Source organism: Gordonia sp. LMA484, assembly GCF_058129505.1.
The window spans coordinates 5,297,703-5,324,574 of record NZ_CM176700.1 but is presented as its reverse complement, the minus strand read 5'-3'; the positions used below and the strand labels follow the sequence as shown (position 1 = coordinate 5,324,574).

Genomic DNA, 26,872 nt, shown 5'->3' with positions numbered 1-26,872 from the left:
AGGTCGGCCCATGAGCGATGGCCGTGCCCCCACAGCCGATGCGCCCGCGGCTGGCGACCTCGATCAGCGCCGGATCTGGTACATCTTCGGTGGTCTGATGCTGGCGATGCTGCTGGCCGCGCTCGACCAGACGATCGTCTCCACGGCGCTGCCCACCATCGTCAACGATCTCGGCGGAGCCGAACACCTCACCTGGGTGGTCACCGCCTACATGCTGGCGACCACTGCCACGACGCCGCTGTGGGGCAAACTCGGCGATCTCTACGGTCGGCGCAACCTGTTCATCGCCTGCGTGGTGATCTTCCTGGTCGGCTCCGCGCTGTGTGGCACAGCTCAGTCGATGGTGCAGCTGATCGGCTATCGCGCCTTGCAGGGGGTGGGTGCCGGCGGTCTGATGGTGTTGGCGCAGGCGATCATCGGCGATGTGGTGCCGCCTCGGGAACGCGGTCGCTACCAGGGCATCTTCGGAGCAGTCTTCGGCTTCGCCAGCGTCGTCGGACCACTGCTCGGAGGTTTCTTCGTCGACAACCTCAGCTGGCGGTGGGTCTTCTACATCAACCTTCCGATCGGTGCCGTCGCGCTCGTCGCGGTGATCCTGGTGCTGCCGAAGACGGCGGCACAGGTCAAACCGTCGATCGACTACCTCGGAATCCTGCTGTTGGCGTCGGCCGCCACCGGGATCGTGCTCGTCACCAGCTTCGGATCGCTCTGGGGCTGGACGTCGGTGCGCGTCCTCGTACTGGCCGCGCTCTCCGTGCTCGCCGTGCTCGCGTTCGTGGCGGTCGAGCTGCGGGTCCCCGAACCGGTGATGCCGATCCGGCTGCTCACCAACCGGGTGTTCGTGATCGCCGCATCGGTCGGGTTCGTGGTCGGTTTCGCGATGTTCGGTGCGATCACCTTCCTGCCGCTGTTCCTGCAGTCGGTACAGGGCGCGACCGCCACATCGTCGGGTCTACGGATGATCCCGATGATGGTGGGTCTGCTGCTGACCTCCATCGGCAGCGGCCAGATCATCAGCCGCACCGGCCGATACAAGATCTTCCCGATCATCGGCAGTGCGATCTTCACCGTCGCCCTGTATCTGCTGTCCACCATGGACCGCGACACCTCAGAGGTCCTGACCAGCGTGTACCTGTTCATCCTCGGTATCGGGCTGGGCATGGTGATGCAGGTGCTCGTTCTCGCGGTGCAGAACGCCGTCGAATATCGCGACCTCGGAGCAGGCACGAGCGGCGCGACCTTCTTCCGCACCATCGGGTCGTCGGTGGGTGTCGCGGCGTTCGGTGCGGTGTTCAACAGCCGCCTCGACGCCCAGCTCACCGACGCCGTGCCGACCGCGGCGGTGGGTCCGTGTTCCTCCGACGTGCTCGAGGCGTCGTCGCTCACCCTTCCGGCGTGCCCGCCGGAGGTACAGAACTGGTATCTCGACGGCTTCACCGACGCCTTCCACATGGTGTTCCTGGTCGCCGTGCCGATCGGGTTCGTCGCGTTCGTACTCTCGTGGCTGCTGCCCGAGGTGTCGCTGCGCACGGTCACCAAGACCGCCGATCCCGGGGAGAGTTTCGGCATGCCGTCGGCGCGGACCTCGTTGGAGGAACTGCGGCTCAAGTTGTGGGAGACGTTGGGCCGTGACGACCGGTTGCGGGCCTGGGAGTACGTCGTCGAGACCGCGCAGAGTTCGCTGTCGCGGGGCGAGGCCTGGATGGTGAGCCGGGTCACCGAGGAGCGGACCCGGGAGATATCGGCGATGGCCGAGGCCTCCGAGTCGCCGCGGCCGCTGGTCGAGGAGACCGCCGAGTCGCTGGCGCGACGCGGCATGGTCACCATCGACCAAGGAGTGGTATCGATCACCGCCGAAGGCGAGGCGGAGGCCCAGCGTCTGCTCGACGCGCAGCGCCAACGCCTGCGTGAGGTCGTCGCGGACTACCCGGGCAGCGACGAGGCCGACGTCGACGAGATGCTCGACGAGATCGCGCGCCGCCTGCACGACGAGGTCCCGCCGCAAGGTTTGGTCACCGCAGACTAGGGTTGGAGCGTGTCTCGACCTGAATCCGGCGCATACGAGGAGCATCCTCGCCACGAGGATTTTTCCACGCGCCACGCGCCGACACCTCTGGAACTTCCGCTCGGTGACGGCGAGGCGTCGACCAACGTCGACCTCAAGACGCAGGTCGTGCGGTTCGCGATCACCGGTGCGGGTTCCGGCGTCCTCGACTTCGGGCTGACGCTGCTGCTCCAGTACGTCGTCGGGACGCCGTTCTGGATCGCCAAGTCGTTCGGCTTCATCCTGGGCACCACCACCGCCTACCTGCTGAACCGCCGCTGGACCTTCGAGGCCGAACCCAGCTTCGTGCGGTTCGTCTCGGTGGCCGCCCTCTACGGCGTGACCTTCTTCGTCAATGTCGGCCTGTACACCTGGCTGTCGCACATGTGGCCGGTGACCATCGTGTACAGCTTCCTCGCCTACGTGATCGCCCAGGGCACCGCAACAGTGATCAACTTCGTGGTCCAGCGCCTTCTCATCTTCCGGATCAGCTGATCGCGATGGCCACCGTGGTCGTCGTCGGGAGCGGGCCGAACGGTCTGACCGCGGCGGCTGTGCTGGCGCGCGCCGGTTGCACGGTGCATGTCGTGGAGGCGGCCGACACCATCGGTGGAGGCGCACGGTCGTCGGAGATGCTGCGTCCGGGCATCGTCCACGACCACTGCTCGGCGGTCCATCCGCTCGGCGCCGGTTCACCGGCACTGAATGCGTTACGGCTCGACGAGCACGGGCTCCGGTGGCGATGGCCGGAGATCGATTGCACGCACCCGTTCGACGACGGGCGGGTCGCCGTGCTGCACCGTTCGATCCATGACACCGCGGCGGGCCTCGGCGTCGACAAGGAGGCCTGGCTCGACATGATCGGCGGTGTGGCCGGCGATTTCGACGAGCTGGCCGTCGATGTCCTCGGCCCGCTCATCGCCTACCCGAAGCACCCGGTCCTGTTGGCGGAGTTCGGACATCGCGCGCTCTACTCGGCGGCCGCGACATCCCGGGTGTTCCGGTCGGCGCAGACACGGGCGTTGTTCGCCGGTGTGGCTGCGCACGGCTTCACCCGGCTCGACCGACCGGGTTCGGCGGCGGCCGGACTGATGCTGCTCGCCGCCGGGCACCGTCACGGCTGGCCCGTCGCCGAGGGCGGGTCGTCGGCCATCATCACCGCGCTGGCATCGGTGATCATCGATGCGGGTGGCACGATCACCACGGGACAGACGGTCGAGCACATCGACGAGGTCGCCGCAGCCGATGCGGTGCTGCTCGACGTGATGCCGGGCGCGGCCGCACGCATCCTCGGCGACCAACTGTCGGAGAGACGGTTTCGACGTTTTGTCCGGTATCGACACGGTCCGTCGGCGTTCAAGGTCGACTATCTGATCGACGGCGAGGTCGGCTGGACCAATCCCGAGTCCCGACGCTCCGGGACGGTCCATCTCGGCGGCGACATGGCCGAGATCGCGCATGCCGAAGCGACCGTCGCGGCCGGTGGGATGCCCGAACGTCCCTTCACACTGGTGGCCCAGCAGTGGCTGGCGGATCCGTCGCGTGGTCCGGGGGCGATCAAGCCGTTATGGGCGTATGCCCACGTGCCACACGGCTACACCGGCGATGCGACCGAGGCCGTGACCGCGCAGATCGAGCGTTTCGCCCCCGGTTTCCGTGATCGGATCGTCGAGTCGGTGAGTACCTCGCCGGCCCAGCTCGAGCAGCACAACGCCAACTATGTCGGCGGCGACATCGGTGGTGGCAGAAACGATCTCCGGCACCTGATCGCGCGACCGCGGCTGTCGTCGAATCCGTATGCGACCGGTGTGCCGGGCGTGTTCCTGTGCTCGTCGGCGACCCCGCCCGGCGGCGGGGTGCACGGGATGTGCGGACACCACGCCGCCCGGGCCGCCCTGCGCTATCTGGAGAGTTGACCCACTCAGCCGTTCACCTTGGCGATGATGTTCTCCGCGTACCAGTTCAGGTGTGAGAGCTTCTTCTCCAGCGGCTCGGTGTCCGGGCCCTTGATGTAGGGCATGCGGAATCCGACGATGACGTCAGTGATCCCCTTGTCCTCCAGGCGTTTACATCCGTCGACCGAGTAGGCGTCCATCGAGATGACGTGAATCTCGAACGGGTCATTGGTCTTTCCCTCGGACTTGCGGATGTCGGCGATCTTGTCGAGCAGTGCGTCGAGCTCCTCGGCGGGTCCGCCGCCGTGCATCCAGCCGTCCCCGCGGATCACTGCGCGGCGCAGCGCGAGGTCGGCGTGCCCACCGACCAGCATCGGGACCGGGTCGGTGGGTGCGGGGGTCATCTTGATCTTCGGGATGTCGTAGAACTCGCCGTGGAACTCGAAGTACTCGCCGGTGGTGAGGCCGCGGATGATGTCCATGCACTCGTCCATCCGCTTGCCGCGGCGCTTGAAATCCACGCCCATGATGTCGTAGTCCTCAGGCCACGGGCTCGTCCCGACGCCGAGGGCGAAGCGATTGTTCGTCAGGTAAGCGATCGAACTCGCCTGCTTCGCGACCAGGGCGGGCGGCCGAACCGGGAGTTTGACCACGAACGGGGTGAACCGGATCTTCTCGGTCACCGCGCCCAGCGCCGCCGCCTGGATGAAGGTCTCGATGAACGCCTTGTCGTCGAGAAACTCCCGATTCCCGTCCTCGGTGTAGGGATACGTGGCATCCGATTCGGCCGGGTAGGCCAGCGAATCGGGGATGGTGAAACCGCTGTACCCGGCCTGCTCAGCCGCCTGTGCGAGCGGCGCGTAGAAGGCGGGGTCGGTCATGGCCTCGGCGAAGGTGAAGCGCATCGTGCTCCTCGGTGACGTATGGGTCTTCACCCCAGAGTAGAACACGTTCTAATTAGGTCGGGAGAGGGTTTGGTGCTTGCCGTTCGGCCGCGAGCCCGAGTGGTCGGATCCGTGGGGGCGTCAGGACGTCAGTGCGGCGGTGGTATTGGTCGACAAGGATGCGCGAACCGCCGCGGTGATGTCGTCCACGATCGCTTCGTCGTCGCCCCGCTCGAGAGCGTCGAGGATGGCGCCGACCACGACCGACGGTTCCAGCTTGGGCACATCGAGATCTTCGATCATCGGTGTCGCGGTGTAGGCCAGGTGGGCGCCCACGACCTGGATGCCCTGACCGGCGAGTTCGGCGCGCAGGCTGTTGGTCAATCCCCACAGCGCGGCCTTCGATGACGAATACGCCCCCGGTGTGGCCACCCAGCTGAGGGCGGATGCGATGTCGATGACGGCGCCGCCCCCCCGTGCCGTCATCGCAGGGGTGAGTGCCCGGGTCATCTCCAGGACGCCGAACACGTTGGTGTCGAACACCTCCCGGATCTCACTGATCGGGGAGGTGAGCAGCGACGGAGCCGCGAGCATGCCGGCGTTGTTGACCAGGATGTCGACGTCGGGCGCAGCGGCGGCGACCGCGGCGATGTTTTCCGGGTCGGTGACGTCGAGGTGTACAGGAACGACGCGCGCGTCCGGCGCGTCGATCTCGCGTCGGGCCGCGGCGTAGACCTTGGCGGCTCCGCGGGTGAGCATCTGGGTGACGAACTCGGTGCCAAGGCCGCCAGAAGCGCCGGTGACCAGGACTGTGTGACCATCGATGAGCATGAGGATCCTCTCTATCGGGATATGAGCACGCGTGATCGGATTCAGCGACGTGCCAGGGGTACCGGGCTGTGGGCGTCGGCCCCGGGGCCGGGTTGGACGCGCAGGTCGGCGCGGGTCACGGGTCCGCCGCACGCCGAGCAGGTGAATTCCACTGTCATCTCTTCACCGCAGGATCGGTGGGTCGTGACGACAGGCGGTTCGCCGTCGATCGCCCACTTGTCACCCCACTGCCGCAGCGCCGCGATCACCGTCCACAGCTCCCGGCCCTTCTCCGTGAGTCGGTAGTCGTACCGGACGGGTTTGTCCTGGTAGGGCTCCTTGGTCAGCACGCCGTGTTCGACGAGGGTGTCGAGGCGCTGGGTGAGCACGTTGCGCGCGATGCCGAGGCGGTTGGAGAACTCGTCGAACCGGGTGACGCCGAACAGGGCGTCGCGGACGATGAGCAGCGTCCACCATTCGCCGACGATCTCCAGGGTCTGGGCGACGGAACAGTTCATGTCGGTGAAAGTGGCGCGGCGCATGACTTCAGCCTAGTGAGTTGCGTCAAACAACTCAAGTCTGCTTTCATGAGTTTCATGAAACAACTAAGTAGGTATGCGCTCGCGGACGAGTTCTCGGCGATGCCGATCGGTGGCGGCAGATGGTCGGCGTCCATCGACCGGTCGTGGTGGGGGTGGGCAGGTCCGCACGGTGGCGTGATCGCCGCCCTGGCCGTGCATGCGGCGTCCACGGCCGCGCCGGAGGTGGCGGTCCGCGCGCTCGACCTCAGGTTTGTCGGGCAGCCGGCGGACGGGGAGCTCGTCCTGTCACCGACCGTCGTCGAGGTCGGTCGCACCACCCGGGTCGTCGACGTGTCCATCGCGCAGGGCGGTCGAGTGGTTGCGACGGCCTCCGTCACGATGGGGCGGGTCGGGCCGCCCGGCCCCGCCGACGTCGAGGACGTCTCGTCCGAGGTCGTGCGCCGTCCGGAGGAGTGCGAGCGTTTCATGATCCCGCCGGAGATCGTGCCGATGGGCGGTCATCTCGATCTGCGTCCCACCGACGGGCCGTTGCCGCTGACCGGCTCGTCTGCGGCGTGGATGCGTGCGTGGATCTCGACCATCACACCGATGGCGCCGGATGCCGCCTACCTCGCGCTGCTGGCCGATTCGTTGCCGCCGGCGGTCTTTCCCACGCTCACCGAACCGGCGGCGGTCCCGACGGTGGCGTTCTCGATGCACCTCATGGGGCAGCAGGACGATGCGAGTCCTGCACCACGGCTGGTCCACACCCGCAACGTGTCGACGTCGGGCGGGTGGTCGGTCGACGACACCACCATCCGTGATGAGGCCGGACGGCTCCTCGCCTCGGCCCGGCAGAGCCGTCGTGTCCTGGGGTGGTCGGCCCGATGACCACGACACGCGTATCGATGGGGTTGTCGGCCACGCGGCCACAGCGGCCCGGCATCGTCTTGCTCATCCTCTCGCTGGCGGCGTTCATGGCCAGCCTCGACGTCTTCATCGTCAACGTCGCCTTCGACGACATCGGTCGCGACTTCGACGGCGTGGGGCTGTCGGAGCTGTCGTGGGTGCTCAACGCCTACACGATCATCTATGCCGCACTGCTGGTTCCGGCCGGTCGTATCGTTGACCGCTACGGGCGCAAGGGCGGATTCCTTCTGGGACTCGCGATCTTCACCGCAGCCAGCGCGGCATGTGCTGCCGCGGAGGGTATCTGGTGGCTGGTGGCGTTCCGCTGCCTGCAGGCCGTCGGTGCGGCGATTCTCACTCCGGCCAGCCTGGGGTTGGTGGTGTCGACGATGCCGGTCGAGGTGCGTGCCCGGTCGGTACGGATCTGGGCGGCCACGGGTGCGCTCGCCGCGGCACTCGGTCCGGCGGTCGGCGGACTCCTGGTCGAGGCGTCGTGGCGCTGGGTGTTCCTGGTGAACGTCCCGGTCGGCATCGCGGCACTGATCGCCGGTGCTGTGGTGCTCGTTCGTTCTCAGAATGATTCCGTCACAGCGCTTCCCGACCTTCTGGGGGCGGCGCTGCTCGCATTGTCGATCGGTGCCCTGACCCTCGGGCTCGTCGAGGGGAGTGAGTGGGGCTGGACCGATGCGCGGATCACCGGTTCCTGGGTCGTCGCCGCGGTTGCGCTTGCGGGCTTCGTCATCAGCTCCATCCGACATCCCGAGCCGGTGATCGATCCGGCGCTGCTACGCGTGCGCGCCTTCTCCTTCGCCAACATCACCGCGGTGCTCTTCGCGATCCCGTTTGCCGGTGCGCTGCTCGCGAACATCCTGTGGCTGCAGCAGGTCTGGGGATACTCGGCGATCAAGACCGGCTTCGCGGTGTCGACCGGGCCGTTGATGGTGCCGATCTTCGCCGCGGTGGCCCATCGGCTGAGTGCGCGAATCCCGGTGGGCGTCATCGTGTCCGCCGGATGTGTGCTGTTCGGCCTGGGCGGTGTGCTCATCGCGTTGTCGGTGGGTCAGACACCAGACTATGCGACGCAGATCCTGCCGGGCTGGCTGATCGGTGGTGTCGGTGTGGGTCTCGCCCTCCCGTCGATCCTGTCCTCGGCGACCGCGGACCTGCCTGCCCATCAATCCGCCACCGGAAGTGCGGTGGTCAACATGAGCCGGCAGATCGGCATGGCCCTCGGCGTCAGCCTGTTGATCGCGGTGATCGGAAGTCCGGTCGGATATGCGGCTGCGCACGATGTGTTCACTCAGGCGTGGTGGGTACTCGGTGGCGTGGCCCTGTTGGGGGCCGTGTCTGCGCTGTACATGACGCCCACGCGGTCCCCAGGAGAGTAGCCGGCGAGCACCTTCCGCTGGTCGAGTAGCCGGCGAGCACCCTCCGCTGGTCGAGTAGCCGGCGAGCGGCAGCGAGTCGGTGTGTCGAGACCGGGTGGGTGTGTGATCTCGATACGGTGCCTCGCCTGGCGGCTCGGAACCTACTCGATCAACGGTGGGGTGATCTGACTCGATCAGCGGTGGGGGTGATCTCGATCAGCGGGGGACTGTCACGGCCGCGTGAACCGCTCCCGCCGGCCCAGCCGCCGCAACCGCATCCACTCGGCGAAACCCTTCGGATCACGCTGCTGCACCAGGAAATACCAGCCGAAGCGCGCGTACTCCTGGGGGATGAGCTTGCGCATCCCGGGCTGGGCCATCAGGTAGCCGCGGTTGCGATAGGTGAAGTAGCGCTTGGTCGGATTGTCGGGATACTGGGTGTGCATCCGGCCGCCCAGGATGGGCCGGAACTCGTCGGAGCCGTCGGGGTGGAGGTAGCCGGCGGTCAGGCAGGTGCCGAACGCCAGCCCCGACCGCTGCAACCGCCGATGGACCTCGACCTCGTCGCCCCGGAAGAACAGGCGCAGGTCGGGGACACCGACCTCCTCGATGGCGCGTGCCGAGAACAGTGCCCCGTTGAAGAGCGACGCGATGCCGGGAAGGAGGTCGGAATCGTCGTCAGTGCCGGGACTCGACCCGCTCCCGGTGTCGGTAAAGAGCTCGGAGCGCTTACGCCGCCACACCATGCCGCGCCGCAGCGGGAAGGCCAATGTGTCCGGGTCGTCGATGTTGGCCACCACCGGGGAGACCTCGTCGAGCTGATGGCGTTGCGCGCATTCGAGCAGCGTGCTCAGCACTGCGGGACCGTCGGGCCGGCCGTCGTCGTCGGCGCACCAGATCCAGTCGGCACCGAGAGCCAGTGCGTTGAGCATCCCGAGTGCGAACCCGCCGGCGCCGCCGAGGTTGCGTTGTGACCCCACGTACGTCGTCGGAACGGGTTGGCGGTTCACCAGTTCGGCGACCTCGGGTTCGTCGGCGTTGTCGACGACGATGAGGTGATCCACGGGGCGGTCCTGGGTGGCGATCACGGCCAGCGAACCGGCCAGCAGTTCCACTCGACGATGCGTGACCACCACTGCGATCACCCGATCGGTCATCAGTTCCGTTCCTCGCCCTCGAAGTCGCCGACCGTGTCGAGCACCTTGCGTACGTGTGCGGCGGCCTTCGGCCCCTCGTAGGCGCCGACGACCTCCTCGATGCCGCCTTCCATCCGGATCTGGCCGTGATCGATCCACAGGGCGCGGTCGCAGAGCTGGGCGAGGAACTCGTTGGAGTGGCTGGCGAACACTAGGATGCCCGATCGCTCGACCAGGGCCTGCAGCCGGGAGCGGGCCTTGCGCATGAAATCCGCGTCGACGGCGCCGATGCCCTCGTCGAGGATGAGGATCTCCGGGTCGATGCTGGTGACGACGCCGAGCGCGATGCGCACCCGCATACCGGTCGAGTAGGTGCGCAGCGGCATCTGCAGGTAGTCGCCGAGCTCGGTGAACTCTGCGATGTCGTCGATCTTCTTCAGCATCTCCTTGCGGGTCATGCCGAGGAACATGCCGCGGATCAGGATGTTCTCGTAGCCGGAGATCTCCGGATCCATGCCCACCCCGAGGTCGAAGACCGGCGCGACGCGTCCCTGGACCCGGCAGGCTCCCCGGGTGGGTTCGTAGATCCCCGACAGCAGCCGCAGCAGCGTCGACTTGCCGGCACCGTTGTGGCCCACCAGGCCGATCCGGTCACCGTGCTTCAGATGCAGGTTGATGCCCTTGAGCGCCTCGACGACCACGACGTTCGACGAATTGGAACCGATCACGCCGCCGGCGGCACCCATCACCGACTTCTTCAGTGACCGTGTCTTGGCGTCGAAGATGGGGAAGTCGACGCATGCGTCCCAGGTGTCGACGCGGACCTTGCTGTCAGATGTCATGTTCTTCCCGCCCTAGACCCAGTACGCCACGCGGGCTCGATAGTTGCGCATCACGAACATCGCCATCAGCCAGCCGACAGCGGTGCAGCCGATCACGATCGCCCAGTGGTAGAACTGCACCGATTCGCCGAGCAACGGCCCGCGGGAGATCTCCAGGTAGTGATACATCGGGTTGAGCTCGACGATCCTCAGCCGCGATGACTGCTCGCCGGTGGTGTTGGTCAGGCTCTGCGTGCTCCAGATGATCGGTGTCATGAAGAACACCAGTTGGACCACCGTGGTCAACAGCTGGCCGATGTCGCGGAAGCGGGTGGACAGGATTCCGAAGACGATGGACACCCAGATCGCGTTGAGGACGAAGAGGAAGATCGCCGGGAACACCAGCAGCACGGTCCAGTGCAGCGGCGGCGGGAAGATCACGAAGATCAGCACGATGATCACCACGTTGTGCGCGAAGATGATCAGCTGCCGCCAGACCACCCGGTACACGTGCACGCTCACCGGCGCCGGAAGTTGTTTGATCAGGCCCTCGTTCTTGGAGAACACCTCGGCGCCCTCGAGGATCGAGCTCTGGATGAAGTTCCAGAAGATGAAGCCGAGCGCCACGTACGGCAGGAACACCTTGATGTCCATGCCGAACAACTCGCCGTAGAGGAGACCCATCGCCACGGCGGTGACGCCGGTGGCGATGGTGATCCAGAGCGGACCGAGCACCGAGCGGCGATAACGCTGCTTGATGTCCTGCCAGCCGAGGTGCAGCCACAGCTCGGAGGTACGCAGTCCTTCGCCGAGATCTTGGACGGCGCGGCGCAGGGTGCGGGAATCAGAGACCGCGGGTGCTGCGGGGACCTCGTCGACTACGGATGACACGAGGACCCACCTTACAAGTGATCGCTACAGGTACTGCCCGGTACTGGGCCCGTGGGGTCCGTTGCCGGTCACCATGCCGGGCGGCAACTGCCCCTGACGCATCTGTTCGAGCTGGGCCCGCGCCGCCATCTGCTGGGCGAACAGCGCCGTCTGGATACCGTGGAAGAGGCCTTCGAGCCAGCCCACCAGCTGCGCCTGCGCGATCCGCAGCTCCGCATCGGACGGCGTCGCGTCGTCGGTGAACGGGAGTGCCAGGCGCTCGAGCTCTTCCCGTAGCTCCGGTGCCAGTCCGTCCTCGAGCTCCCGGATCGAGGACTGGTGGATCTCCCGGAGCCGATTGCGGCTCGCCTCGTCGAGCGGTGCGGCCCGCACCTCCTCGAGGAGCTGCTTGATCATCGTGCCGATGCGCATCACCTTCGCGGGCTGTTCGACCATGTCGGCGACGCTGTCGCCCTCGTCGCCGCTCTTGCCGCCGTGGTGACCTCCCACGATCACAACGTTGTCCGCCTCTGGGTCGGAGGCGGTCGCCCGCGGGTCGTTGCTGGGAAACGGTCCGGATGTCATGGCCCCCATTGTGCCGAAGCCCATGTGACAGTGGTGGGGATACCCCATGTCTATCGTGTCTCCTATGGCCTTCGACGTCGCACACGTGCGTGGATTGTTTCCCTCGCTCGGCGACGGCTGGATTCACCTCGATCCGCAGGCGGGGATGCTGATTCCCGACTCGGTGGCATCGGCCGTGTCGACCGGGTTCCGCCAGTTGTCGGCAGCTCCCGGCGGTGAGTACCCGGCGGCGCGAGCCTCGGCCGACGCCGTCCACCGGGCACGTCGGGCGGTCGGTGACATGCTCGCGGCCGATCCGGCGGCAGTGATCCTCGGACCGTCGAGGTCCGCGCTCGTCTCCGGACTCGCCGAGGCGCTGCCCGTCTCCACCTGGCTGGGCAGCAACGTCGTGCTCAGCCGCCAAGATGACGAACCGAACATCGTGCCGTGGATCCGCGTGGCCGACGTCCACGGCGCGCGGATTCGCTGGGCGGAGGTCGACGTGGAGACCGGAGCGCTCCCCGCGTGGCAGTACGGCGACCTGATCGATGACCGGACGACGGTCGTCGCGGTGACGTTGGCGTCGTCGACCATCGGCGCCATCACCGATGTCGGGGCCATCGCGGCAAAGGCGAAGCAGTCCGGCGCCCTGGTCGTCGTCGACGCCACGAGCGCCGCTCCGTATCTCCCGATCGACATCGACGAACTCGGTGCCGACGTGGTGCTGGTCTCCGCCGAACGCTGGGGTGGGCCGCGGATGGCCGCGATGGCCTTCCGCGATGTGACGGCATTGAGCAGGCTGCGCACGTTGTCGATGGATCCGCGTGCGCAGGGTGCGTCACGGCTCGAGCCCGAACCTCACCAGGGGGCTCTGCTGGCCGGTCTTGTCGCGTCGATCGAGCATCTCGCGGCACTCGATGATGCCGGGATCGGACAGCGGCGGCCGCGTCTGGTGACTGCGCTCAACGGTGTCCGCGAGTACACACAACGATTGACGTTCTACTTGATGACCACGCTGCAGAATCTCAACCAGGTGAACCTGATCGGGACCGTCGAGGACCGGATACCGGCGGTCAGCTTCACCTTCGACGGGGTCAGCGCAGACAAGGTGGTGCACCGGCTCGCCGACAACGGCATCTGCGCGCTGGCCGAGGTGCCGAGTCGCGCGCTCGCCCGCCTGGGCGCCGGCGATTTCGGCGGTGCGGTCACAGTGGGCCTGGGCCCGTATTCGACGCCCTATGAGGTGGATCACCTCGTACGGGCGCTCGGTTCCCTCGGTTGAACGACAGACTGGGTCACATGACCGGTAAACGGGCGGTTTGACTCGCAATCCGTCATCGCGGCTATTACGTTTACGACAATGAAGGTTGTCGTACAGCCGGCGGAGAGGTGATGGACGTCGGTCCCGGGGAACACGACCGAAAGCTCACGCCGGTCGAACGCGAGATCTGGCGATCCTTCGTCAGCGGAGGGTGGGCCCTGCTCGGCGAGATCAACGCGGCGATGAACGCGAACGGGTTCTCGCAGTCCGATCTGCGCGTGCTGGAGTTCCTCGGGGATTCCCGGCAGCGTGGCATCAGTGAAATGGCTGCGGCCGTGCACATGACGGTCAGCACGGTGTCGCGCCAGGTCACGCGTCTCATCGACGAGGGGTCGGTCGAGCGGGCCGAGTGTGCGAGCGATGGCCGTCATCGGCACGTGCGGATCACCGACGAAGGCCGCCGGGTGCTCGATCAACATGTTCAGGTCCGTGACGACATGATCCGGCGCCTGGTGATCGACCAGCTGACCCCCGAGGAGTTCGCGATGCTCGGAAGTGTGTTCGGCAAGATCGGTGCGGGTTTGGCGCAGCGGCGCGACAGCTGATTCCACCGACCGGGTCCGGAAGTCGTCACGGGGCAGTCGACCACCCGGTCCCTGAGGAGGTTCGGTGCGCCGGCGGGCCGTCGACCACCCGATTCCTGAGGAGGTTTGGTGCGCCGGCGGGCCGTCGACCACCGGATTCCTGAGGAGGTTTGGTGCGCCGGCGGGCCGTCGACCACCCGGTCCCTGAGGAGGTTTGGTGCGCCGGCGGGCCGTCGACCACCTGGTCCCTCAGGAGGTTTGGTGCGCCGGCGGGCCGTCGACCACCCGGTCCCTGAGGAGGTTTGGTGCGCCGGCGGGCCGACCACCCGGTCCCTGAGGAGGTTTGGTGCGCCGGCGGGCCGTCGACCACCCGGTCCCTGAGGAGGCCCGGAGCGCCAGCGGGCCGTCGACCACCCGATCCCTGAGGAGGTCCGGAGCGCCAGCGGAGGGCCGTCACGAAGGGACGGCCCTTCGTGACGCTCGCAGGCTCGCTCCTCAGGGACCGAAGGGAGGTGCGCAGGCTCGCTCCTCAGGGACCGAAGGGAGGTGCGCAGGCTCGCTCCTCAGGGACCGAAGGGAGGTGCGCAGGCTCGCTCCTCAGGGTCCGCGGGGAGGTGCGCAGGCTCGCTCCTCGGGTATCGAGGGGAGGTGCGCAGGCTCGCTCCTCGGGGTCCGAGGGGAGGTGCGCTCCTCAGAGGCAGTCGGGTCACCGCATGGTGAGTAGCACCTTGCCGATGGCATCGCCACTGTCCAGGCGCGCGTGCGCGGCGTCGGCGTCGGCCAGGTCGAAGGTGGAATCGACGATCGGTTTGACCTCGCCGGTCTCGATCAGCGGCCACGTGATGCGCCGGGTCGTCGCGATGACCTCGGCTTTCGATCCGTGCCCGTCCACGGGCCGGGCCCGCAGCGTGGTGCCCATGACCGCGGCCCGTTTGGCCATCAGCGTCCCGATCGACAGTTCGGCCTTCAAGCCGCCCTGCATGCCGATGATCACCAACCGGCCACCGGTGCGCAGGGCGTTGATGTTGCGGTCGAGGTACTTGGCTCCCATGATGTCGAGGATCACGTCAGCGCCGCCGCTGTGGTTCACCACGTCCACGAAGTCCTCGTTCGAATAGTCGATCAAGATGTCGGCGCCGAGGGCGTGGCAGCGGTTGAGCTTGGCACGGGTGCGGGCGGTGACCGCGACCCGGACGTCGAGAGCATGCGCCACCTGGATGGCATGCGTGCCGATCCCCGACGACCCGCCATGGATCAGCAGCAATTCACCGGCCGCGAGGTGTGCAGTGTCGAACAGGTTGGAGGCGACAGTGCACGCGACCTCGGGAAGCGCGGCGGCCGAGACGAGGTCGACGTCGGCCGGCTTCGGCAGCACCTGCACCGCGGGCACGGCCACCTTGTCCGCGTAGCCCCCGCCGGCGAGCAGAGCGCAGACCTCGTCGCCGACGGCCCACTCCGCGACGCCGTGGCCAACGGCGGAGATGGTGCCGGACACCTCGAGTCCGAGGGTCTCCGACGCACCCGGCGGCGGCGGGTACAGTCCGCGGCGCTGCAGGAGGTCGGCACGATTGACCCCCGCGGCCACGACATCGATGACGACCTCGCCCGGTTGGGGTTCCGGGTCGGACAGGTCGATGATGGACAGCTCGTCGGTTCCGGCTATGGCTCGCACTCTCTCGATGCTGTCACAGCTGCGGCGATCGGGTCGATGGGATGGTCGTCAGCCGATTCCAGTAGCCTCTTCGGCAGGGAAGCGTGGCAGAGCGGCCGAATGCACTCGCCTTGAAAGCGAGCGTGGGTAAAACCACCGGGGGTTCAAATCCCTCCGCTTCCGCAGTCAGAGGCGGTCTCCGAGACAGCCGGTACCGTCGGGCAGATGACTCAGGGGCGGAGATCTGGGCGGGCCCGGCTGATCGGCGTTGTCCTCGTTGCGTTCCTGAGTGCTTGTGACCCTTTCGGCGAGCCGGATCTCAGCTCGCGCGACGTCAACGCCGAGCAGGCCGAGCAGGTGCTGGCCCAGGAACACATCGCGTTGCCCGACCGCTACGAGTTCGTGGCCGGCGTGGTGTTCCCTGTGGGGTTCGTCGGTCGCCCGGGTTACGACCTGAGCTACGAGGCCCCCGCCGAGGTGTTCACGGACCGCGCCCGCTTCGGTCCGCCTACACGGGCAGCACCTTCGGCCTCGAGTTCCCGGAATTCCGCGCCGTCGGCTGCGACGCCGGGGTGTTGACCGTTGCGCGCGACCGGAACTGGGTCGCCTGCACCCCGGAGACCCGCGCCAAGTTCAGCACGACGGGCAATGATCCCACCGACGCCTCGCACCCCATGTACCGGAACTCGATCGCGCTCGTGGCGGGGGAGGGGAAGACCCAGGTGATCGTCGTGATCGGCGGGTCGTGATGACCGCAGTCTGACCCACCGGTGACCCAAGCTCACGGGCTCTCGAGACAGAAACCCCACCTGTCCCCAGATACATGTGGCGTGCGACGTGTATCTGGCGAGAAGTGGGGTTTCTGTTTGTGCGGGACGGTCAGTTGACCTTCCGTTGATCCGGGCACGATGTCCGTGGATGCTGTCGTGCTATTTCACTTTTCGGAGTGTCGTTTCGGTCGAGGCGATGCTGCCATAACTGATTCCGGTTCCCTGGTAGCCGTGCGGGGTCTTGCGGTATTGGACGCGACTGAACCACAGCGTGGCCGGATCGTTGTGCAACGCGGTGACGCCGCCGTCTTTGGTTGGGATGATGGGGTACTGGTAGAGATTCCACGGTCCGACGCCGTATTCGTCGACGTACATTGTGTTTCCGATGACGCGGACATTCGCTTCCGGAGAGATGGCGACACCGAACAGGTGGCTCTGCATCTTGTACTTGCCCGGCGCGATCTTGGCGTCTGCGTGTCCGGCTCCGAGGCTGATCCCCATGACGGCTGCTCCGCCGATCAGGGCCCCCGCGATGATCTTCTTGAGTTTCACAGTTCGGGGACATTATCCGATGGCGTTGGGGGAGCCTCATCCTCGTCATCCAGGCGAATGATCCCGGCGTGTTGTCGGTGATGTCGGCGGACACTTTTCGTCCTATTTGACGGTTCGGTATGTCGTTTCGGTCGGGGTGAGTGCTGAAATCACTGATTTCAATCCGCCTTGGCCGTGCGGGGTCTGGATCCGACTGAGGCAACTCCTCACTTGTGCGGATGTTGTGATCGGACAGCCAGAGGATCCGGCCTCTTCGATATCGTCTCCAGGTGACCCCGACGACCAGCACCACACCGGCCCGCGAGGGTCTCGGCCCGCGATTACTGTTCGCGCTCGCGTTGTTGTCGGCCACCGCACCGATCGCCACCGACCTCTACCTCCCGTCGTTTCTGGAGGTGAAGGAGTCGCTGCACACTGATGCGACGCATGTGCAGCTCACGCTGACCGCGTTCCTGATCGGTGTCGGGGTCGGTCAGGTGATGTGGGGGCCTCTCTCGGACCGTTTCGGTCGTCGCGGTCCGCTGCTGATCGGGTCTTCTGTGGCGGTACTCGCCGGGGTGGCGGTGGTCGCCGCGCCGAACATCGAGGTCCTGATCGCCGCACGGTTCGTGCAGGCGGTCGCCGCGGCCGCCGGGATGGTCATCGCCCGCGCGATCATCTCCGACCGGTTGCGGGGCTTCGCGAGTGCCCGATCGATGACGCTGATGATGACGATCACGAGTCTCGCTCCGGTGATCGCGCCGGTCATCGGCGGCGTACTCGCCGGACACATCTCCTGGCGCGGTGTACTCGCCGTGATCCTCGGCGCCACGGTCCTGCAACTGATCATGGCCATCACCTCGGTGCCGGAGTCGCTGCCGGCCGAGCGGCGTGGCGCCCGACTCAACCACCATGACCTGCTGAGCCGCTTCCGACGGCCCGCATTCCTCGCCTACGTCTTCACCCAGGCGTTCGCCTTCGGCGCCATGATGTCGTACATCTCGAGCTCGTCCTTCGTGTATCAGCGCGTGTTGGGCACCTCGTCGCTGGTCTACGGATTCTGCTTCGCGGTCAATGCGCTGGGGTTGACGGCGGCGGGCCTGGTGGCGGCACGGCTGTCGCGCAGGCACCTACACCCTGCTCACATCGTCCGGATCGCGTTGCCGGTGCTGGTGGTCGCCGCGATCTGCGTGCTCGTCGCGGTCCTCTCACCAACCCCCGTGTTGCTGGTCATACCGCTGTTCGTCGCCGTCACCGCGGTGGGCTTCGTGATGGGCAACGCCACCGCGCTGGCGATGGAGCACAGCCGTGATGCGGCCGGTGCCGGCAGTGCGGTCCTGGGTGGACTCATGTTCCTCATCGGTGGGGTGGTGTCGCCGCTCGGAGGTCTGGCCGGCGACGACACCGCGCTACCGATGGCCGTTCTGATGGTCGGCTCGGCCACGGTCGCGCTGGGATGTTTCGTCCTCGCCCGACGCTACGTCGCGCGGCACCCCGACACGGAGGCCGCCTTCAGCCGGTGACCTCCACCGGGCGGCGCTCAGATCGCTCGACGCCCGGCCGCCGAGGCGAAACCCAGCCAGCTGTGCCGGTTGCCCGCCCAGCACCAGCCGACCTTCGGCGCACCCTTGCGTTCCCTCCCGTCGCGGCCGGTTCCGCCGGAGATCCAGATGGCCGGTGTCCGCGCGTCGAGGCGGCCGTTCGCCTTCCGCAGACGCGAACCGATCGTCATGAAGCATTTGTTGGGCTGCAATCGCTCAGGTTGTTGGAGCAGCCACGCGATGCCCTCGCCGATGGTCAGCGGGGTCCGTCCGTTGTCGGTGATCGCGGGTAGCGCCTCGTCGGGACTCCAGTTCGACATCGCATCCCCGCGGTCGACGTCGGTGACCAGATAGAACAGTGCGTCCAGCACCGCGATGCCGGGGATCGGCGCGAAGTCGTCGAGGTCGGTCATGTCGACGACGACGAATCCGGGTCTGCCGGCCCGCCTCAGCAGCGGCGCCAGCGTCGACGGCGCAATCGTCGCGGCACTCGGCACGAGCAACGCATCCTCGACGTCACCGGCCGCTGCGGCGGCATCGAGAATCATCGTGTCCGACATGCCCGCCAGGGCTCCGATGCCGAGATCGACCAGACGCCTCGCCTGGGCGAGGACATCCGGCACGACCAGCGGGGACGGTGCAGTCACCACGCCGATGGTACGGGAGGTCGAGGTGGGTCAGCGCAGACCGAGTGAACGCATGAGGACCGGCCACGAGGACACGAGTTCGTCGTTCCAATAGCCCCACTTGTGGGTCCCGGACGGCCGCAGATCGCTTGTGTAGGGGATGTGCAGCGCCGACAGCCGGGCGGTCATCTGACGGGTACAGCTCAGACTGAAGGCTTCGCCCGCGATGCCGGCCACGGTCTGGTCGACCGGATCGCCGAGCAGGTTGTTGTACCGGCCGGGAACCCCGTTGCCCGACGACAGGTAGATCGTCTTGCCCCGCAGGCGCGGAGCCATCAGGTAGGGATCGTGGGCGGCCCACGCAGGATCGCCGACGGGTCCCCACATGTTCGCCACGTTGCCGCCGCCGCGGGCCACATCGAAGGCCGTGACGAGCTGATCGGGGATGCTGGAGATGTTCGAGCAGTGGCTGTAGCTGGCGACACCGCGATACAGCCAGGGGTGGCGCGCCGCCAGGGTCAGCGCAGCGACGCCGCCCATCGACGTCCCCGCGATCGAGTTGCGGCCGTTGCCGCCGAAGCGTGCGTTGATCAGGGGAGGCAATTCGGACGTGAGGAACGTCTCGTACTTGAACTTCTTGCCGATGCCCGGGTCGACGGCCCGCCAATCGGTGTAATAGCTGTGTGGGTCGCCGACCGGCGTCACGACATTGAGGTTCTCGCGCGCGGCCAGCCGCGACAGCGATCCGTACAGGTACCAGCCCGACGCAGCGGGACTCGCCTCGGCGCCGTCGAGCATGTACAGGGTCGGCCGGGAGCCGCCCCACCCCGGATGCTGGACGTCGACCGTCACCGTCCGCCCCATGGCCGGTGACCACACCTTCAGCCGCTCACGACCGTGGTACGGATACTCCGAGACGACGTGTGCTGCCGGCCGTGCGGACGCCGGTGGTGCGGTGAGCAGCCCTGCTGCCACCGTCAGTGCCGCGCCGACGGCGACCGCCGCCCCGAGAAACCGTGCCCGTCGAACCACGTGTAGACCTCCAGTACCCCGACCGCTCACAGTGTCATATATCGCTGATGCAGCGCTCACCGTAACCCGAGTGAGCGCATGAGCACCGGCCAGGACGTCACCAGCTCGTCTTTCCAGTAGCCCCATGCGTGTGTACCGGACGGATGCAGGTTGGCGGTGTACGGGATGCCCAGCGAGGACAAGCGCGCCGTCATCTGCCCGGTACAGAAGCCGGACCCGATCTCGCCGACGATGCCACGAAGCGACTCGTCGACGGGGTCGGAGAGCAGATTGTTGTATTTGCCCGGAACGCCGTTGCCCGACGACAGGTAGATCGTCGTGCCCCGCAGCTTGTCGGCCATCAGGTACGGGTCATGGTCGGCCCAGCCGGGATCGCCGAGGGGGCCCCACATGTTGGCGGCATTGCCACCCACACGCGAGACATCCCATTGGGTGAGCAACTGATTGGCCAGGCTCGAGATGTTGGCGCAGTCGCTGTACCCGGCGACCCCGCGGTAGAGAGCCGGTTGGCGTGCGGCCGATGTCAACGCCGCGACGCCGCCCATGGATGCGCCGGCGATCGCGTTTCGTCCGTTGCCGTTGAACTCACGGTCGACCAGCGGTGGCAGCTCCTTGGTCAGGAACGTCTCGTACATGTACTTCTTGCCGATGCCGGGATCGACCGCGCGCCAATCGGTGTAATAGCTGTGTGGATCACCCACCGGGGTCACGACGTTGAGCTTCTCGCCCTTGGCGAGCGTGGCCAGGTCGGTCCGGGCATACCAGCCCGATTCCTCGTCGTGCGCCTCGGCGCCGTCCAGCATGTACAGCGTGGGCCGGGAGGCATCGCCGGCCGGGTGCGCGATGTCGACGGTGACGGCGCGCTCCATCGCCGGTGACCACACCTTGAGACGGTCCCGGCCGTCGAAGGGCGTCGTCGACATGATGTACGGCGTGCCGGGATCAGGGGGCGGATCGGCCCTCGCCGAGGGCACATCGAGCGAGCCCGCCGACCCGACGCCGAGCGCAACGACCACCGGGGTCAGCGCAGCCAGGAGTCGTGCCCGTCGAGCCACTGCCGACCTCCCCAATCTTCACATCCGCCACTTCTGCACCATCTGTAACAGGTAGAAGTATGTCGGACCTGGATTGATAAGGCGAATCGCGAGATCGTTCCGCAACGACGCGGTGACCTCGCCGCAGCTCGACGGGCACCTGCCTCACTCGGCAACCGTGGCGGTGACCAGCAGGTATTCCCAGTGCATCACCCCGTTGTCGAGGTACCGATCGGCCAGTTCGGCCATCGCACGGTCCAACTCGGCCGCCCGCTCGGTGTCATCGCCGATGTACTTGAACGCGGCGATCGTCGGGCCGTAGGTGGCCTTGAAGAAGTCGCGGAACGCCGCACCGTCCGGGAACTGGTTCACCTCGACCGTCTCGGTGGTGGCGGTGAAGTCGCGTACCCGATCACCGAACAGGGTTCGCACATGATCGGTGTCGCCCCACAGCACGCCGGGCTGGGCGCCGGGAGGCGGCGGCGGTGCGTAGGGCTTCATCACGGAGAACAGCTCGCCGATGAAACCGGTTGGCGTCCAGTTGATCAACCCGATGCGACCACCCGCACGGGTGACACGGGTGAGTTCGTCGGCGCAGCTCTGGTGATGCGGGGCGAACATGACACCGACAGCGGATACCGCGATGTCAAACGTGTCGTCGTCGAACGGCATGTCCTCGGCATCGGCTGTGCGCCAGACAATCCCGAGTTCACTGGCGCGACTCTCGCCGACCTGCAGCAACTCCGGGGTGAGGTCGGTGGCGACCACATGGGCTCCCGTCGCGGCGGCCGGAATTGCCACGTTTCCGGCACCGGCGGCGACGTCGACGACGCGGTCATCGCCGCCGATACCGGTGGCGTCGACGAGACGCGGCCCGAAGTCCGCGATCACATCGGCGACGGCGGGATAGTCCCCGGACGCCCACATTGCGCGGTGACGGCTCTTGATCGTCGCGTCGGTGGTGATGGTGGTGGTCGACATGTGGGTCTCTCCTTCTACTCGGTGCGCATCACTGTCGATGTGCTGTTGTCAGCGTCGTCGGCGGTGGCACCCCTCCTCCAGACCAAGAAATGAACCGGCGGCAGTACAAGATCTGTACTGGCCTTCCGTTCTCGTCAGGTGTGTACTTGAACCCGGTCGATCAAAAAGGTGGTTGCGATGCCCTCATACGGACAGTTCTGCCCGGTGGCCAAGGCGATGGAACTCCTCGACGAGCGCTGGACGATGCTCGTCGTGCGCGAACTGCTGTTGGGCAGCAGGCATTTCAACGAGTTGCGCCGCGGGGTGCCGAAGATGTCGCCGGCGCTGCTCACGAAGCGACTCCGAACACTCGAGCGCGCCGGGGTCATCCGACGCTCCGACGTCGGTGGTCGTTCGGTCTACACCCTCACCGAGAAGGGCGAGGAACTCAACGAGGTGGTGACCGCACTGAGTTCGTGGGGAATCCGGTGGATCGGCGAACTCGGCGACGCCGACCTCGACCCACATCTGCTGCTGTGGGACATCCATCGGACGGTCCCGATCGATCAATGGCCGCGGAAGCGGACGATGGTCGAGTTCAACTTCACCGATGTCATCGGCAAGGCGGGATTCTGGTGGCTCGTGGTGACCGACGGTGAGACCCAGATATGCGACTTCAACCCCGGTTACGACGTGGATGCCACCGTCGTCACCGATCTGCGTACCCTGACCGAGGTGTGGCGGGGCGACATCGACTGGCGAAAAGGGCTGAGTGAGGAGCGGATCGCCATCGAAGCACCTGCCGATGTCCGGCGGCAGGTGCCGGGCTGGATCGGCCAGAGCGTATCGGCGGCGATCCCGCGTCCGGCATGAGGTCTGCCGCGGCGACGTCCGCGGTCACAGCCAGTCGCGGCGCCGGAAGCTGACGTACAGTCCGAGGACCACGACGACGATGAGCACTGTGCTGGTGATGAATCCGAGGGTGTGGGTGTAGCCGGGGAACGGCACATTCTGGCCGTAGAACCCGGTGATGGCGGTCGGGACCGCGATGATCGCCGCCCACGCCGTCAGCTTCTTCATCACCGTGTTCAGTCGCGCATCGGCCAGCGAGAGATTGGTCTCGAACACGGTGGTGATCATGTCGCGCAACGATTCCGTCCACTCGGCGGCCCGCAGGGCGTGGTCGTAGAGATCGGAGAAATGCGGGTCGAGTTCGGATGGCGCATGGTTCTCGAATCGTCGACGCTGGATCGCGCCGATCACCTCACGCATCGGTAGCACCACGCGGCGCAACTGGACGAGATCCTTTCGTAGATCATAGGTTTGGCGTTGCAGGGTCCGGCCGGGCACCCGCTCGTCGAACAGCAGGCCCTCGAGGCCTTCGATGGCGTCGTCCATCTGCTGGACAGCATCGAAATGTCCGTCGACCACGACGTCGAGCAACCCGTGCAGCAGTGCGCCGATCCCGTATTGTTGTCCGCCACTCTCGTCCCAGCGGGCGGTGACCTCGTCGATGTCGAATCCTTCGGACAGGCGCACCGTGATCAGCGCGTTGCCCTTGATGAACATCGAAATGCGGTGCAGGGCGAACGACTTGGCCCGCTGCGCCGGCGGGGTGGTCGCAGAGCGCCGATCGGTCCGGTCGCACGTGACGGCGTAGACCATCATGAAGGTGTGATGGGCATAGGTCACCGCCTTCACACGCTCGGCCGACGACGTGGTGTCCTCCACGGCGAACGGGTCGAGATCGAGTTCGTCGGCCAGTGCGGCCATCGTCGCGTGCGTCGGGCATTCCAGATCGGCCCAGATGAGGACGCCCTGCTCGCCGATGCAGTCCGAGATCTTGGCCAGTTCGAAACCCTCGGCTTTCTCACCGTCACGCCAGATCTGGCCCCGGATACGTTCGGACATGCCCACATCCTGCCACCGGGATCACAGGTGGCAGGATCGCACCATGGCCGCACGGACCCCGTCGCTCACCGGCATCCGGACGGTTGCCGCCCTGACGGTGTGCCTCACCCACGCCGCGTTCTGGACCGGCCACTACACCGACGACCTCGCCGGTCGGCTGATGTCGCGCTTCGAGGTCGGGGTCGCGATCTTCTTCGTCCTCTCCGGATATCTGCTGTTCGCGCCGTGGGTCGACGCGCTCGCAGGGCAACGTCGGCGGCCGTTGGTGGGTCGCTACTTCTGGCACCGGGCACGACGTATCCTCCCGGCGTACTGGCTCACGGTGATCGCCGTGTACGCGCTGTTCCTCGTCTCCGAACCGCCCGACGCCGCGCCCACCGGCTCCGGCTGGACGGGCTTCCTGCGCAACATGACTCTGACGCAGGTCTACGGACTCGGGCATCTCCACTCGGGGCTGACCCAGATGTGGAGTCTGGCGGCCGAGGTCGTCTTCTATCTGGTGCTCCCGCCGATCGCCTGGGTACTCGGGGTGATCGTCTGCCGCCGACGCTGGCGACCGGATCTGCTCATCGTCGGGCTCGCGGTACTGCTGCTCGTGTCGCCGATCTGGTCGGTCGCGGTCGCGGGCAGCTCCGGCATCAGCCCGACGGCCCGCCTGTGGGCGCCGGCCTTCTTCGGGTGGTTCGTCGCGGGGATGTTGTTGGCGGTGTCCCGGCACCTGGTCCGTCGCTGGAACGCCACGCTCTCGGTGGCGGTCGCGGTGGGCGCGTTCCTGCTGTCCGGCGCCGACGCCGCGGGCGAACCCACCATCACCCCGACCACCGCCTCGGCGACGATCGTCAAACACCTGCTCTACGTGATCATCGCCGTCGGACTCATCGGGCCGTTGACCATGCGGGACCAGACCGACTGGTGGGCGCGCGTGTGCGGCTGTCGCCCGATGGTCTGGTTCGGGGAGATCTCGTACGAGTTCTTCCTCGTCCACGTGGTCGTCCTCGAGGTGGTGATGGACGTGTTGGGGTACGGGGTCTTCACCGGCTCCATGCTGGTCGCCTTCTTTGCGACGACCCTGGTCAGTGTGCCGGTGGCGTGGGGTTTGCACCGGGTCACGGCGCCGATCACCCATGCTCGGACGCCCGGGCCACTCGTCGCGCGCAGGTACGATCGATCGTGACGTCCGGCAGGTCCGGATGGGGAATCGAGGGTTATCCGAATGGTCGACAACCGGCGTTCCGGTCTTCCGGCCGGGACCACGACGAGTGACGAGATACGAGCGTGGTGCGATCAGTCGCGGCTACCCGGCGAACGCCCGGAACTGTCCGACACCGCCGGCGTGCTTGTCGCGTCCGGATTTCTCACCCCGGGTGGGCGCGCCATCGTGGTACGCCGGATCTCGACGGGACTGCCGGTGCCGGCGTTGCCGGGCGGATTCGGCAACCTGAGACGACTGCAACGCCTCATCGGGCAGACCGAGAGTCAACTGGCCAACCCGATGATGCCGAGCGTCGTGGCAGCGGTGATGCGCAACCGTCTCAACGGTCTGCACCGTCGACGTGACGACGCCCGCAAGGTCCTCGTGACCGCGAAAGGCGTGTTCGCGGGTGGGACCCGGGCGATCCGACGTGAACGGCGCGAGAACGTCTACCTCGAGATCGAGGAGCGGGAGCGGCTGTTCGCGGGATTGCTGTGCACCCCGACCCCCAACGTGAACACCTCCGGATATGTGCGGCGTGCGGGGACGGCGGCGATCGACCGGATCGCCGGTGTCGTGGGCCAGGTGGCGGCCCGCTCGGGTCATCCGCAGGCCGGCGAATGGGCGAACCAGATCCTGACCCCGGACCGCGACGACAACCCCCAGGCCCCGGCGGCCATCCCCGGCTCTGCGGCATTCGTCGACGGATACGAGACGCTGCTGTTCGTCGCCGGACACTTCTACGATCGCATCGTCCGCAACCCGGCGTGGCTGTCCGACCACTTCGAGATCCAGCGCACGCAGGTCAATCTGCACGCCGAACTCGCCGAGATCGCCGCCGACGTGATCGCGCTGCGGGCGGTACGCATCGATCTGGACCGGGCCAAGCGCAACGGCGGCTTCGACCGGGCGTTCGCCGAACACATCGACCGCCGCGAGACCACGCTCCGGCCGGTGTGGACCGAATTGATCGATCGGGTGCAGGCCCTCGGCGAGGTGGCCTCCGTCGTCGAATCGGCTGCGATCGAGTTGCGGGTGCTGGCCGAGTACAACCGGGCCAGCACGATCGACGACCGGATCGACGAACTCATCGCGCGCTCGGGCGACCGGGAGATCTCGGTGGACAATGCCAAGCGACTCACCGAGCAGGTCCGCAGCGGGGAAGAGCAGCTGCGCATCTACCGGGACGTGCTGCAGGGCAACATCGCCCGCATCTCGCCTGCCGTGCCGAGGGAACTACCCGCCCGCTACGAGCCGTCCTGACGCCGTGTTCGAGGTCACCGCGTCCAGGACCGCAGGTAGGCCTTCTCGGTCGCCGTGAGTCGACGCAGAGTCTGCGCCTCGACGTCGACGACCGCCATCTGTGTGCTCGCCACGCAGGCGGGCTTGGCACCCGGTTCGTCACCGCCGGCGCGGACCTCGTAGCCGATCGTGAAGTCGACCGACCGGTTGCCCTTGATCCACATACCGATCTGCAGCGGCGAATCGTCGTGGCGCAGCTGACGCTGATACCGGATCTCCACGTGCACGATCATCGCGCTCGTGATCAGCGGCGTGTACTCATCGCCGGCAGACACCAGCCACGCGATCCGCGCCTCCTCCATGAGCGTGACCATGCGTGCGTGATTGATGTGGCCGAACGCGTCCATGTCCGACCATCGGACGCCGACGTGGGCCACGAACGCGAAGCCGTGCTCGTCGAGTCCCGATTCCGCGGTTTCGTCGGCGTTCGCGGCGGGGTTCTGTGCCGGAGTCATCAGCCAGCCTTTCCGTGGTGAGTTCGTCGACGCGCGCATCCGTGATCCGCAGCCTATTCTCAGGGGTTCCGCAAGCCGGATGTCGATCAGTACCCTGTGGAGGGGACGACGCGGTCCTCAGGGGGTACCGCAGGGTCGGAATGAGGGTGCTCGACGACGACGATGTCGACGGGCGGGGATACGCGTTGTGGTGAGGGAGAA

28 protein-coding genes and 1 tRNA gene are annotated in these 26,872 nt (G+C 66.8%); 14 read left to right on the top strand and 15 right to left on the bottom strand.

The annotated features are described in order from the left end of the window. The first annotated feature begins 10 nt into the window (after positions 1-10). From AC4AMJ_RS23685 to AC4AMJ_RS23675, 3 genes are read left to right on the top strand one after another with little or no spacing between them, the layout of a single operon-like run. Entirely contained in the window at positions 11-2,026 is a 2,016-nt protein-coding gene (locus tag AC4AMJ_RS23685) for an MDR family MFS transporter (protein WP_489915094.1), read from the top strand. Between the two features lie 9 nt (positions 2,027-2,035). Continuing rightward, positions 2,036-2,539, top strand: coding sequence for a GtrA family protein (locus AC4AMJ_RS23680; RefSeq protein ID WP_489898721.1), 504 nt, complete (start codon positions 2,036-2,038; stop codon positions 2,537-2,539). A 5-nt stretch (positions 2,540-2,544) separates the two neighbouring features. Further along, positions 2,545-3,960: a phytoene desaturase family protein gene (locus AC4AMJ_RS23675; RefSeq protein WP_489915092.1), complete on the top strand. Its 1,416-nt coding sequence runs from the start codon at positions 2,545-2,547 to the stop codon at positions 3,958-3,960. Between the two features lie 5 nt (positions 3,961-3,965). On the opposite strand, the gene AC4AMJ_RS23670 is transcribed toward AC4AMJ_RS23675, so the two are convergent. From AC4AMJ_RS23670 to AC4AMJ_RS23660, 3 genes are all read right to left on the bottom strand, one after another. Then, positions 3,966-4,844 carry a TIGR03619 family F420-dependent LLM class oxidoreductase gene (locus tag AC4AMJ_RS23670; protein ID WP_489915090.1) on the bottom strand — a complete coding sequence of 293 codons (879 nt, stop codon included), beginning with the start codon at positions 4,842-4,844 and terminating at the stop codon, positions 3,966-3,968. A 120-nt stretch (positions 4,845-4,964) separates the two neighbouring features. Beyond that, positions 4,965-5,654: an SDR family oxidoreductase gene (locus AC4AMJ_RS23665; RefSeq protein ID WP_489898724.1), complete on the bottom strand. Its 690-nt coding sequence runs from the start codon at positions 5,652-5,654 to the stop codon at positions 4,965-4,967. 41 nt (positions 5,655-5,695) lie between these two features. Then, positions 5,696-6,175, bottom strand: a complete 480-nt coding sequence (locus tag AC4AMJ_RS23660; RefSeq protein WP_489898725.1) for a winged helix-turn-helix transcriptional regulator — start codon at positions 6,173-6,175, stop codon at positions 5,696-5,698. A gap of 45 nt (positions 6,176-6,220) precedes the next feature. Here AC4AMJ_RS23660 and AC4AMJ_RS23655 point away from each other — a divergent pair, with 45 nt between their 5' ends. Together AC4AMJ_RS23655 and AC4AMJ_RS23650 are read left to right on the top strand one after the other, a co-directional pair. Further along, positions 6,221-7,045, top strand: coding sequence for an acyl-CoA thioesterase (locus AC4AMJ_RS23655; RefSeq protein ID WP_489915088.1), 825 nt, complete (start codon positions 6,221-6,223; stop codon positions 7,043-7,045). Beyond that, complete coding sequence (locus tag AC4AMJ_RS23650) at positions 7,042-8,451, top strand: MFS transporter (protein WP_489915086.1); 1,410 nt, start codon at positions 7,042-7,044, stop codon at positions 8,449-8,451. Before AC4AMJ_RS23655 ends, AC4AMJ_RS23650 begins: the two co-directional genes overlap by 4 nt. Positions 8,452-8,660: 209 nt before the next feature. On the opposite strand, the gene glfT1 is transcribed toward AC4AMJ_RS23650, so the two are convergent. From glfT1 to AC4AMJ_RS23630, 4 genes are read right to left on the bottom strand one after another with little or no spacing between them, the layout of a single operon-like run. Next, positions 8,661-9,587 carry a galactofuranosyltransferase GlfT1 gene (glfT1, locus tag AC4AMJ_RS23645; protein ID WP_489898728.1) on the bottom strand — a complete coding sequence of 309 codons (927 nt, stop codon included), beginning with the start codon at positions 9,585-9,587 and terminating at the stop codon, positions 8,661-8,663. Beyond that, positions 9,587-10,408 carry a galactan export ABC transporter ATP-binding subunit Wzt/RfbE gene (wzt, locus tag AC4AMJ_RS23640; RefSeq protein WP_489898729.1) on the bottom strand — a complete coding sequence of 274 codons (822 nt, stop codon included), beginning with the start codon at positions 10,406-10,408 and terminating at the stop codon, positions 9,587-9,589. Before wzt ends, glfT1 begins: the two co-directional genes overlap by 1 nt. Positions 10,409-10,420: 12 nt before the next feature. Beyond that, positions 10,421-11,278, bottom strand: coding sequence for a galactan export ABC transporter permease subunit Wzm/RfbD (wzm, locus tag AC4AMJ_RS23635; RefSeq protein ID WP_489898730.1), 858 nt, complete (start codon positions 11,276-11,278; stop codon positions 10,421-10,423). A 24-nt stretch (positions 11,279-11,302) separates the two neighbouring features. Next, a complete protein-coding gene (locus AC4AMJ_RS23630; protein WP_489915084.1) occupies positions 11,303-11,842 on the bottom strand; it encodes a bacterial proteasome activator family protein in 540 nt (179 codons plus the stop codon). A 64-nt stretch (positions 11,843-11,906) separates the two neighbouring features. Here AC4AMJ_RS23630 and AC4AMJ_RS23625 point away from each other — a divergent pair, with 64 nt between their 5' ends. After that, positions 11,907-13,103 (top strand): aminotransferase class V-fold PLP-dependent enzyme, encoded by a 1,197-nt coding sequence (locus tag AC4AMJ_RS23625; RefSeq protein ID WP_489915082.1) that lies wholly within the window; start codon positions 11,907-11,909, stop codon positions 13,101-13,103. Between the two features lie 110 nt (positions 13,104-13,213). Beyond that, entirely contained in the window at positions 13,214-13,687 is a 474-nt protein-coding gene (locus AC4AMJ_RS23620; RefSeq protein WP_489915080.1) for a MarR family winged helix-turn-helix transcriptional regulator, read from the top strand. Positions 13,688-14,372: 685 nt separating this feature from the next. On the opposite strand, the gene AC4AMJ_RS23615 is transcribed toward AC4AMJ_RS23620, so the two are convergent. Further along, entirely contained in the window at positions 14,373-15,338 is a 966-nt protein-coding gene (locus AC4AMJ_RS23615) for an NAD(P)H-quinone oxidoreductase (RefSeq protein WP_489915078.1), read from the bottom strand. 77 nt (positions 15,339-15,415) lie between these two features. Here AC4AMJ_RS23615 and AC4AMJ_RS23610 point away from each other — a divergent pair. The 3 genes from AC4AMJ_RS23610 (at position 15,416) to AC4AMJ_RS23600 (ending at position 16,066) form a co-directional block, all read left to right on the top strand. After that, a tRNA-Ser gene (locus AC4AMJ_RS23610) sits at positions 15,416-15,500 on the top strand. A gap of 42 nt (positions 15,501-15,542) precedes the next feature. Further along, positions 15,543-15,896: a hypothetical protein gene (locus AC4AMJ_RS23605; RefSeq protein ID WP_489915076.1), complete on the top strand. Its 354-nt coding sequence runs from the start codon at positions 15,543-15,545 to the stop codon at positions 15,894-15,896. After that, complete coding sequence (locus AC4AMJ_RS23600; RefSeq protein WP_489915074.1) at positions 15,893-16,066, top strand: hypothetical protein; 174 nt, start codon at positions 15,893-15,895, stop codon at positions 16,064-16,066. The genes AC4AMJ_RS23605 and AC4AMJ_RS23600 overlap by 4 nt, the downstream gene beginning before the upstream one ends. Positions 16,067-16,246: 180 nt before the next feature. Here AC4AMJ_RS23600 and AC4AMJ_RS23595 read toward each other — a convergent pair whose 3' ends face one another. Beyond that, on the bottom strand, positions 16,247-16,639 hold the full coding sequence (locus AC4AMJ_RS23595; RefSeq protein WP_489915072.1) for a hypothetical protein: 393 nt from the start codon (positions 16,637-16,639) through the stop codon (positions 16,247-16,249). A gap of 269 nt (positions 16,640-16,908) precedes the next feature. Between AC4AMJ_RS23595 and AC4AMJ_RS23590 the strand changes: the two genes are divergently transcribed. Further along, a complete protein-coding gene (locus tag AC4AMJ_RS23590; RefSeq protein WP_489915070.1) occupies positions 16,909-18,141 on the top strand; it encodes a multidrug effflux MFS transporter in 1,233 nt (410 codons plus the stop codon). Positions 18,142-18,158: 17 nt separating this feature from the next. Here the strand turns inward: AC4AMJ_RS23590 and AC4AMJ_RS23585 are convergent, their stop codons facing one another. From AC4AMJ_RS23585 to AC4AMJ_RS23570, 4 genes are all read right to left on the bottom strand, one after another. Beyond that, complete coding sequence (locus tag AC4AMJ_RS23585) at positions 18,159-18,806, bottom strand: DUF5701 family protein (protein WP_489915068.1); 648 nt, start codon at positions 18,804-18,806, stop codon at positions 18,159-18,161. Between the two features lie 30 nt (positions 18,807-18,836). Then, a complete protein-coding gene (locus AC4AMJ_RS23580; RefSeq protein WP_489915066.1) occupies positions 18,837-19,817 on the bottom strand; it encodes an alpha/beta hydrolase in 981 nt (326 codons plus the stop codon). Between the two features lie 56 nt (positions 19,818-19,873). After that, positions 19,874-20,872 (bottom strand): alpha/beta hydrolase, encoded by a 999-nt coding sequence (locus tag AC4AMJ_RS23575; RefSeq protein ID WP_489915064.1) that lies wholly within the window; start codon positions 20,870-20,872, stop codon positions 19,874-19,876. A gap of 144 nt (positions 20,873-21,016) precedes the next feature. Next, complete coding sequence (locus tag AC4AMJ_RS23570; protein ID WP_489915062.1) at positions 21,017-21,832, bottom strand: class I SAM-dependent methyltransferase; 816 nt, start codon at positions 21,830-21,832, stop codon at positions 21,017-21,019. Between the two features lie 177 nt (positions 21,833-22,009). Here AC4AMJ_RS23570 and AC4AMJ_RS23565 point away from each other — a divergent pair, with 177 nt between their 5' ends. Beyond that, on the top strand, positions 22,010-22,684 hold the full coding sequence (locus AC4AMJ_RS23565; RefSeq protein ID WP_489915060.1) for a winged helix-turn-helix transcriptional regulator: 675 nt from the start codon (positions 22,010-22,012) through the stop codon (positions 22,682-22,684). 24 nt (positions 22,685-22,708) lie between these two features. On the opposite strand, the gene AC4AMJ_RS23560 is transcribed toward AC4AMJ_RS23565, so the two are convergent. Further along, positions 22,709-23,722 (bottom strand): magnesium transporter CorA family protein, encoded by a 1,014-nt coding sequence (locus AC4AMJ_RS23560; protein ID WP_489915058.1) that lies wholly within the window; start codon positions 23,720-23,722, stop codon positions 22,709-22,711. A 43-nt stretch (positions 23,723-23,765) separates the two neighbouring features. Between AC4AMJ_RS23560 and AC4AMJ_RS23555 the strand changes: the two genes are divergently transcribed. Both AC4AMJ_RS23555 and AC4AMJ_RS23550 read left to right on the top strand, forming a co-directional pair. Further along, entirely contained in the window at positions 23,766-24,896 is a 1,131-nt protein-coding gene (locus tag AC4AMJ_RS23555; RefSeq protein WP_489915056.1) for an acyltransferase family protein, read from the top strand. Between the two features lie 39 nt (positions 24,897-24,935). Further along, entirely contained in the window at positions 24,936-26,177 is a 1,242-nt protein-coding gene (locus AC4AMJ_RS23550) for a hypothetical protein (RefSeq protein ID WP_489898745.1), read from the top strand. A gap of 14 nt (positions 26,178-26,191) precedes the next feature. Here AC4AMJ_RS23550 and AC4AMJ_RS23545 read toward each other — a convergent pair whose 3' ends face one another. Beyond that, a complete protein-coding gene (locus tag AC4AMJ_RS23545; RefSeq protein WP_489915054.1) occupies positions 26,192-26,671 on the bottom strand; it encodes an acyl-CoA thioesterase in 480 nt (159 codons plus the stop codon). Between the last annotated feature and the right edge of the window lie 201 nt (positions 26,672-26,872).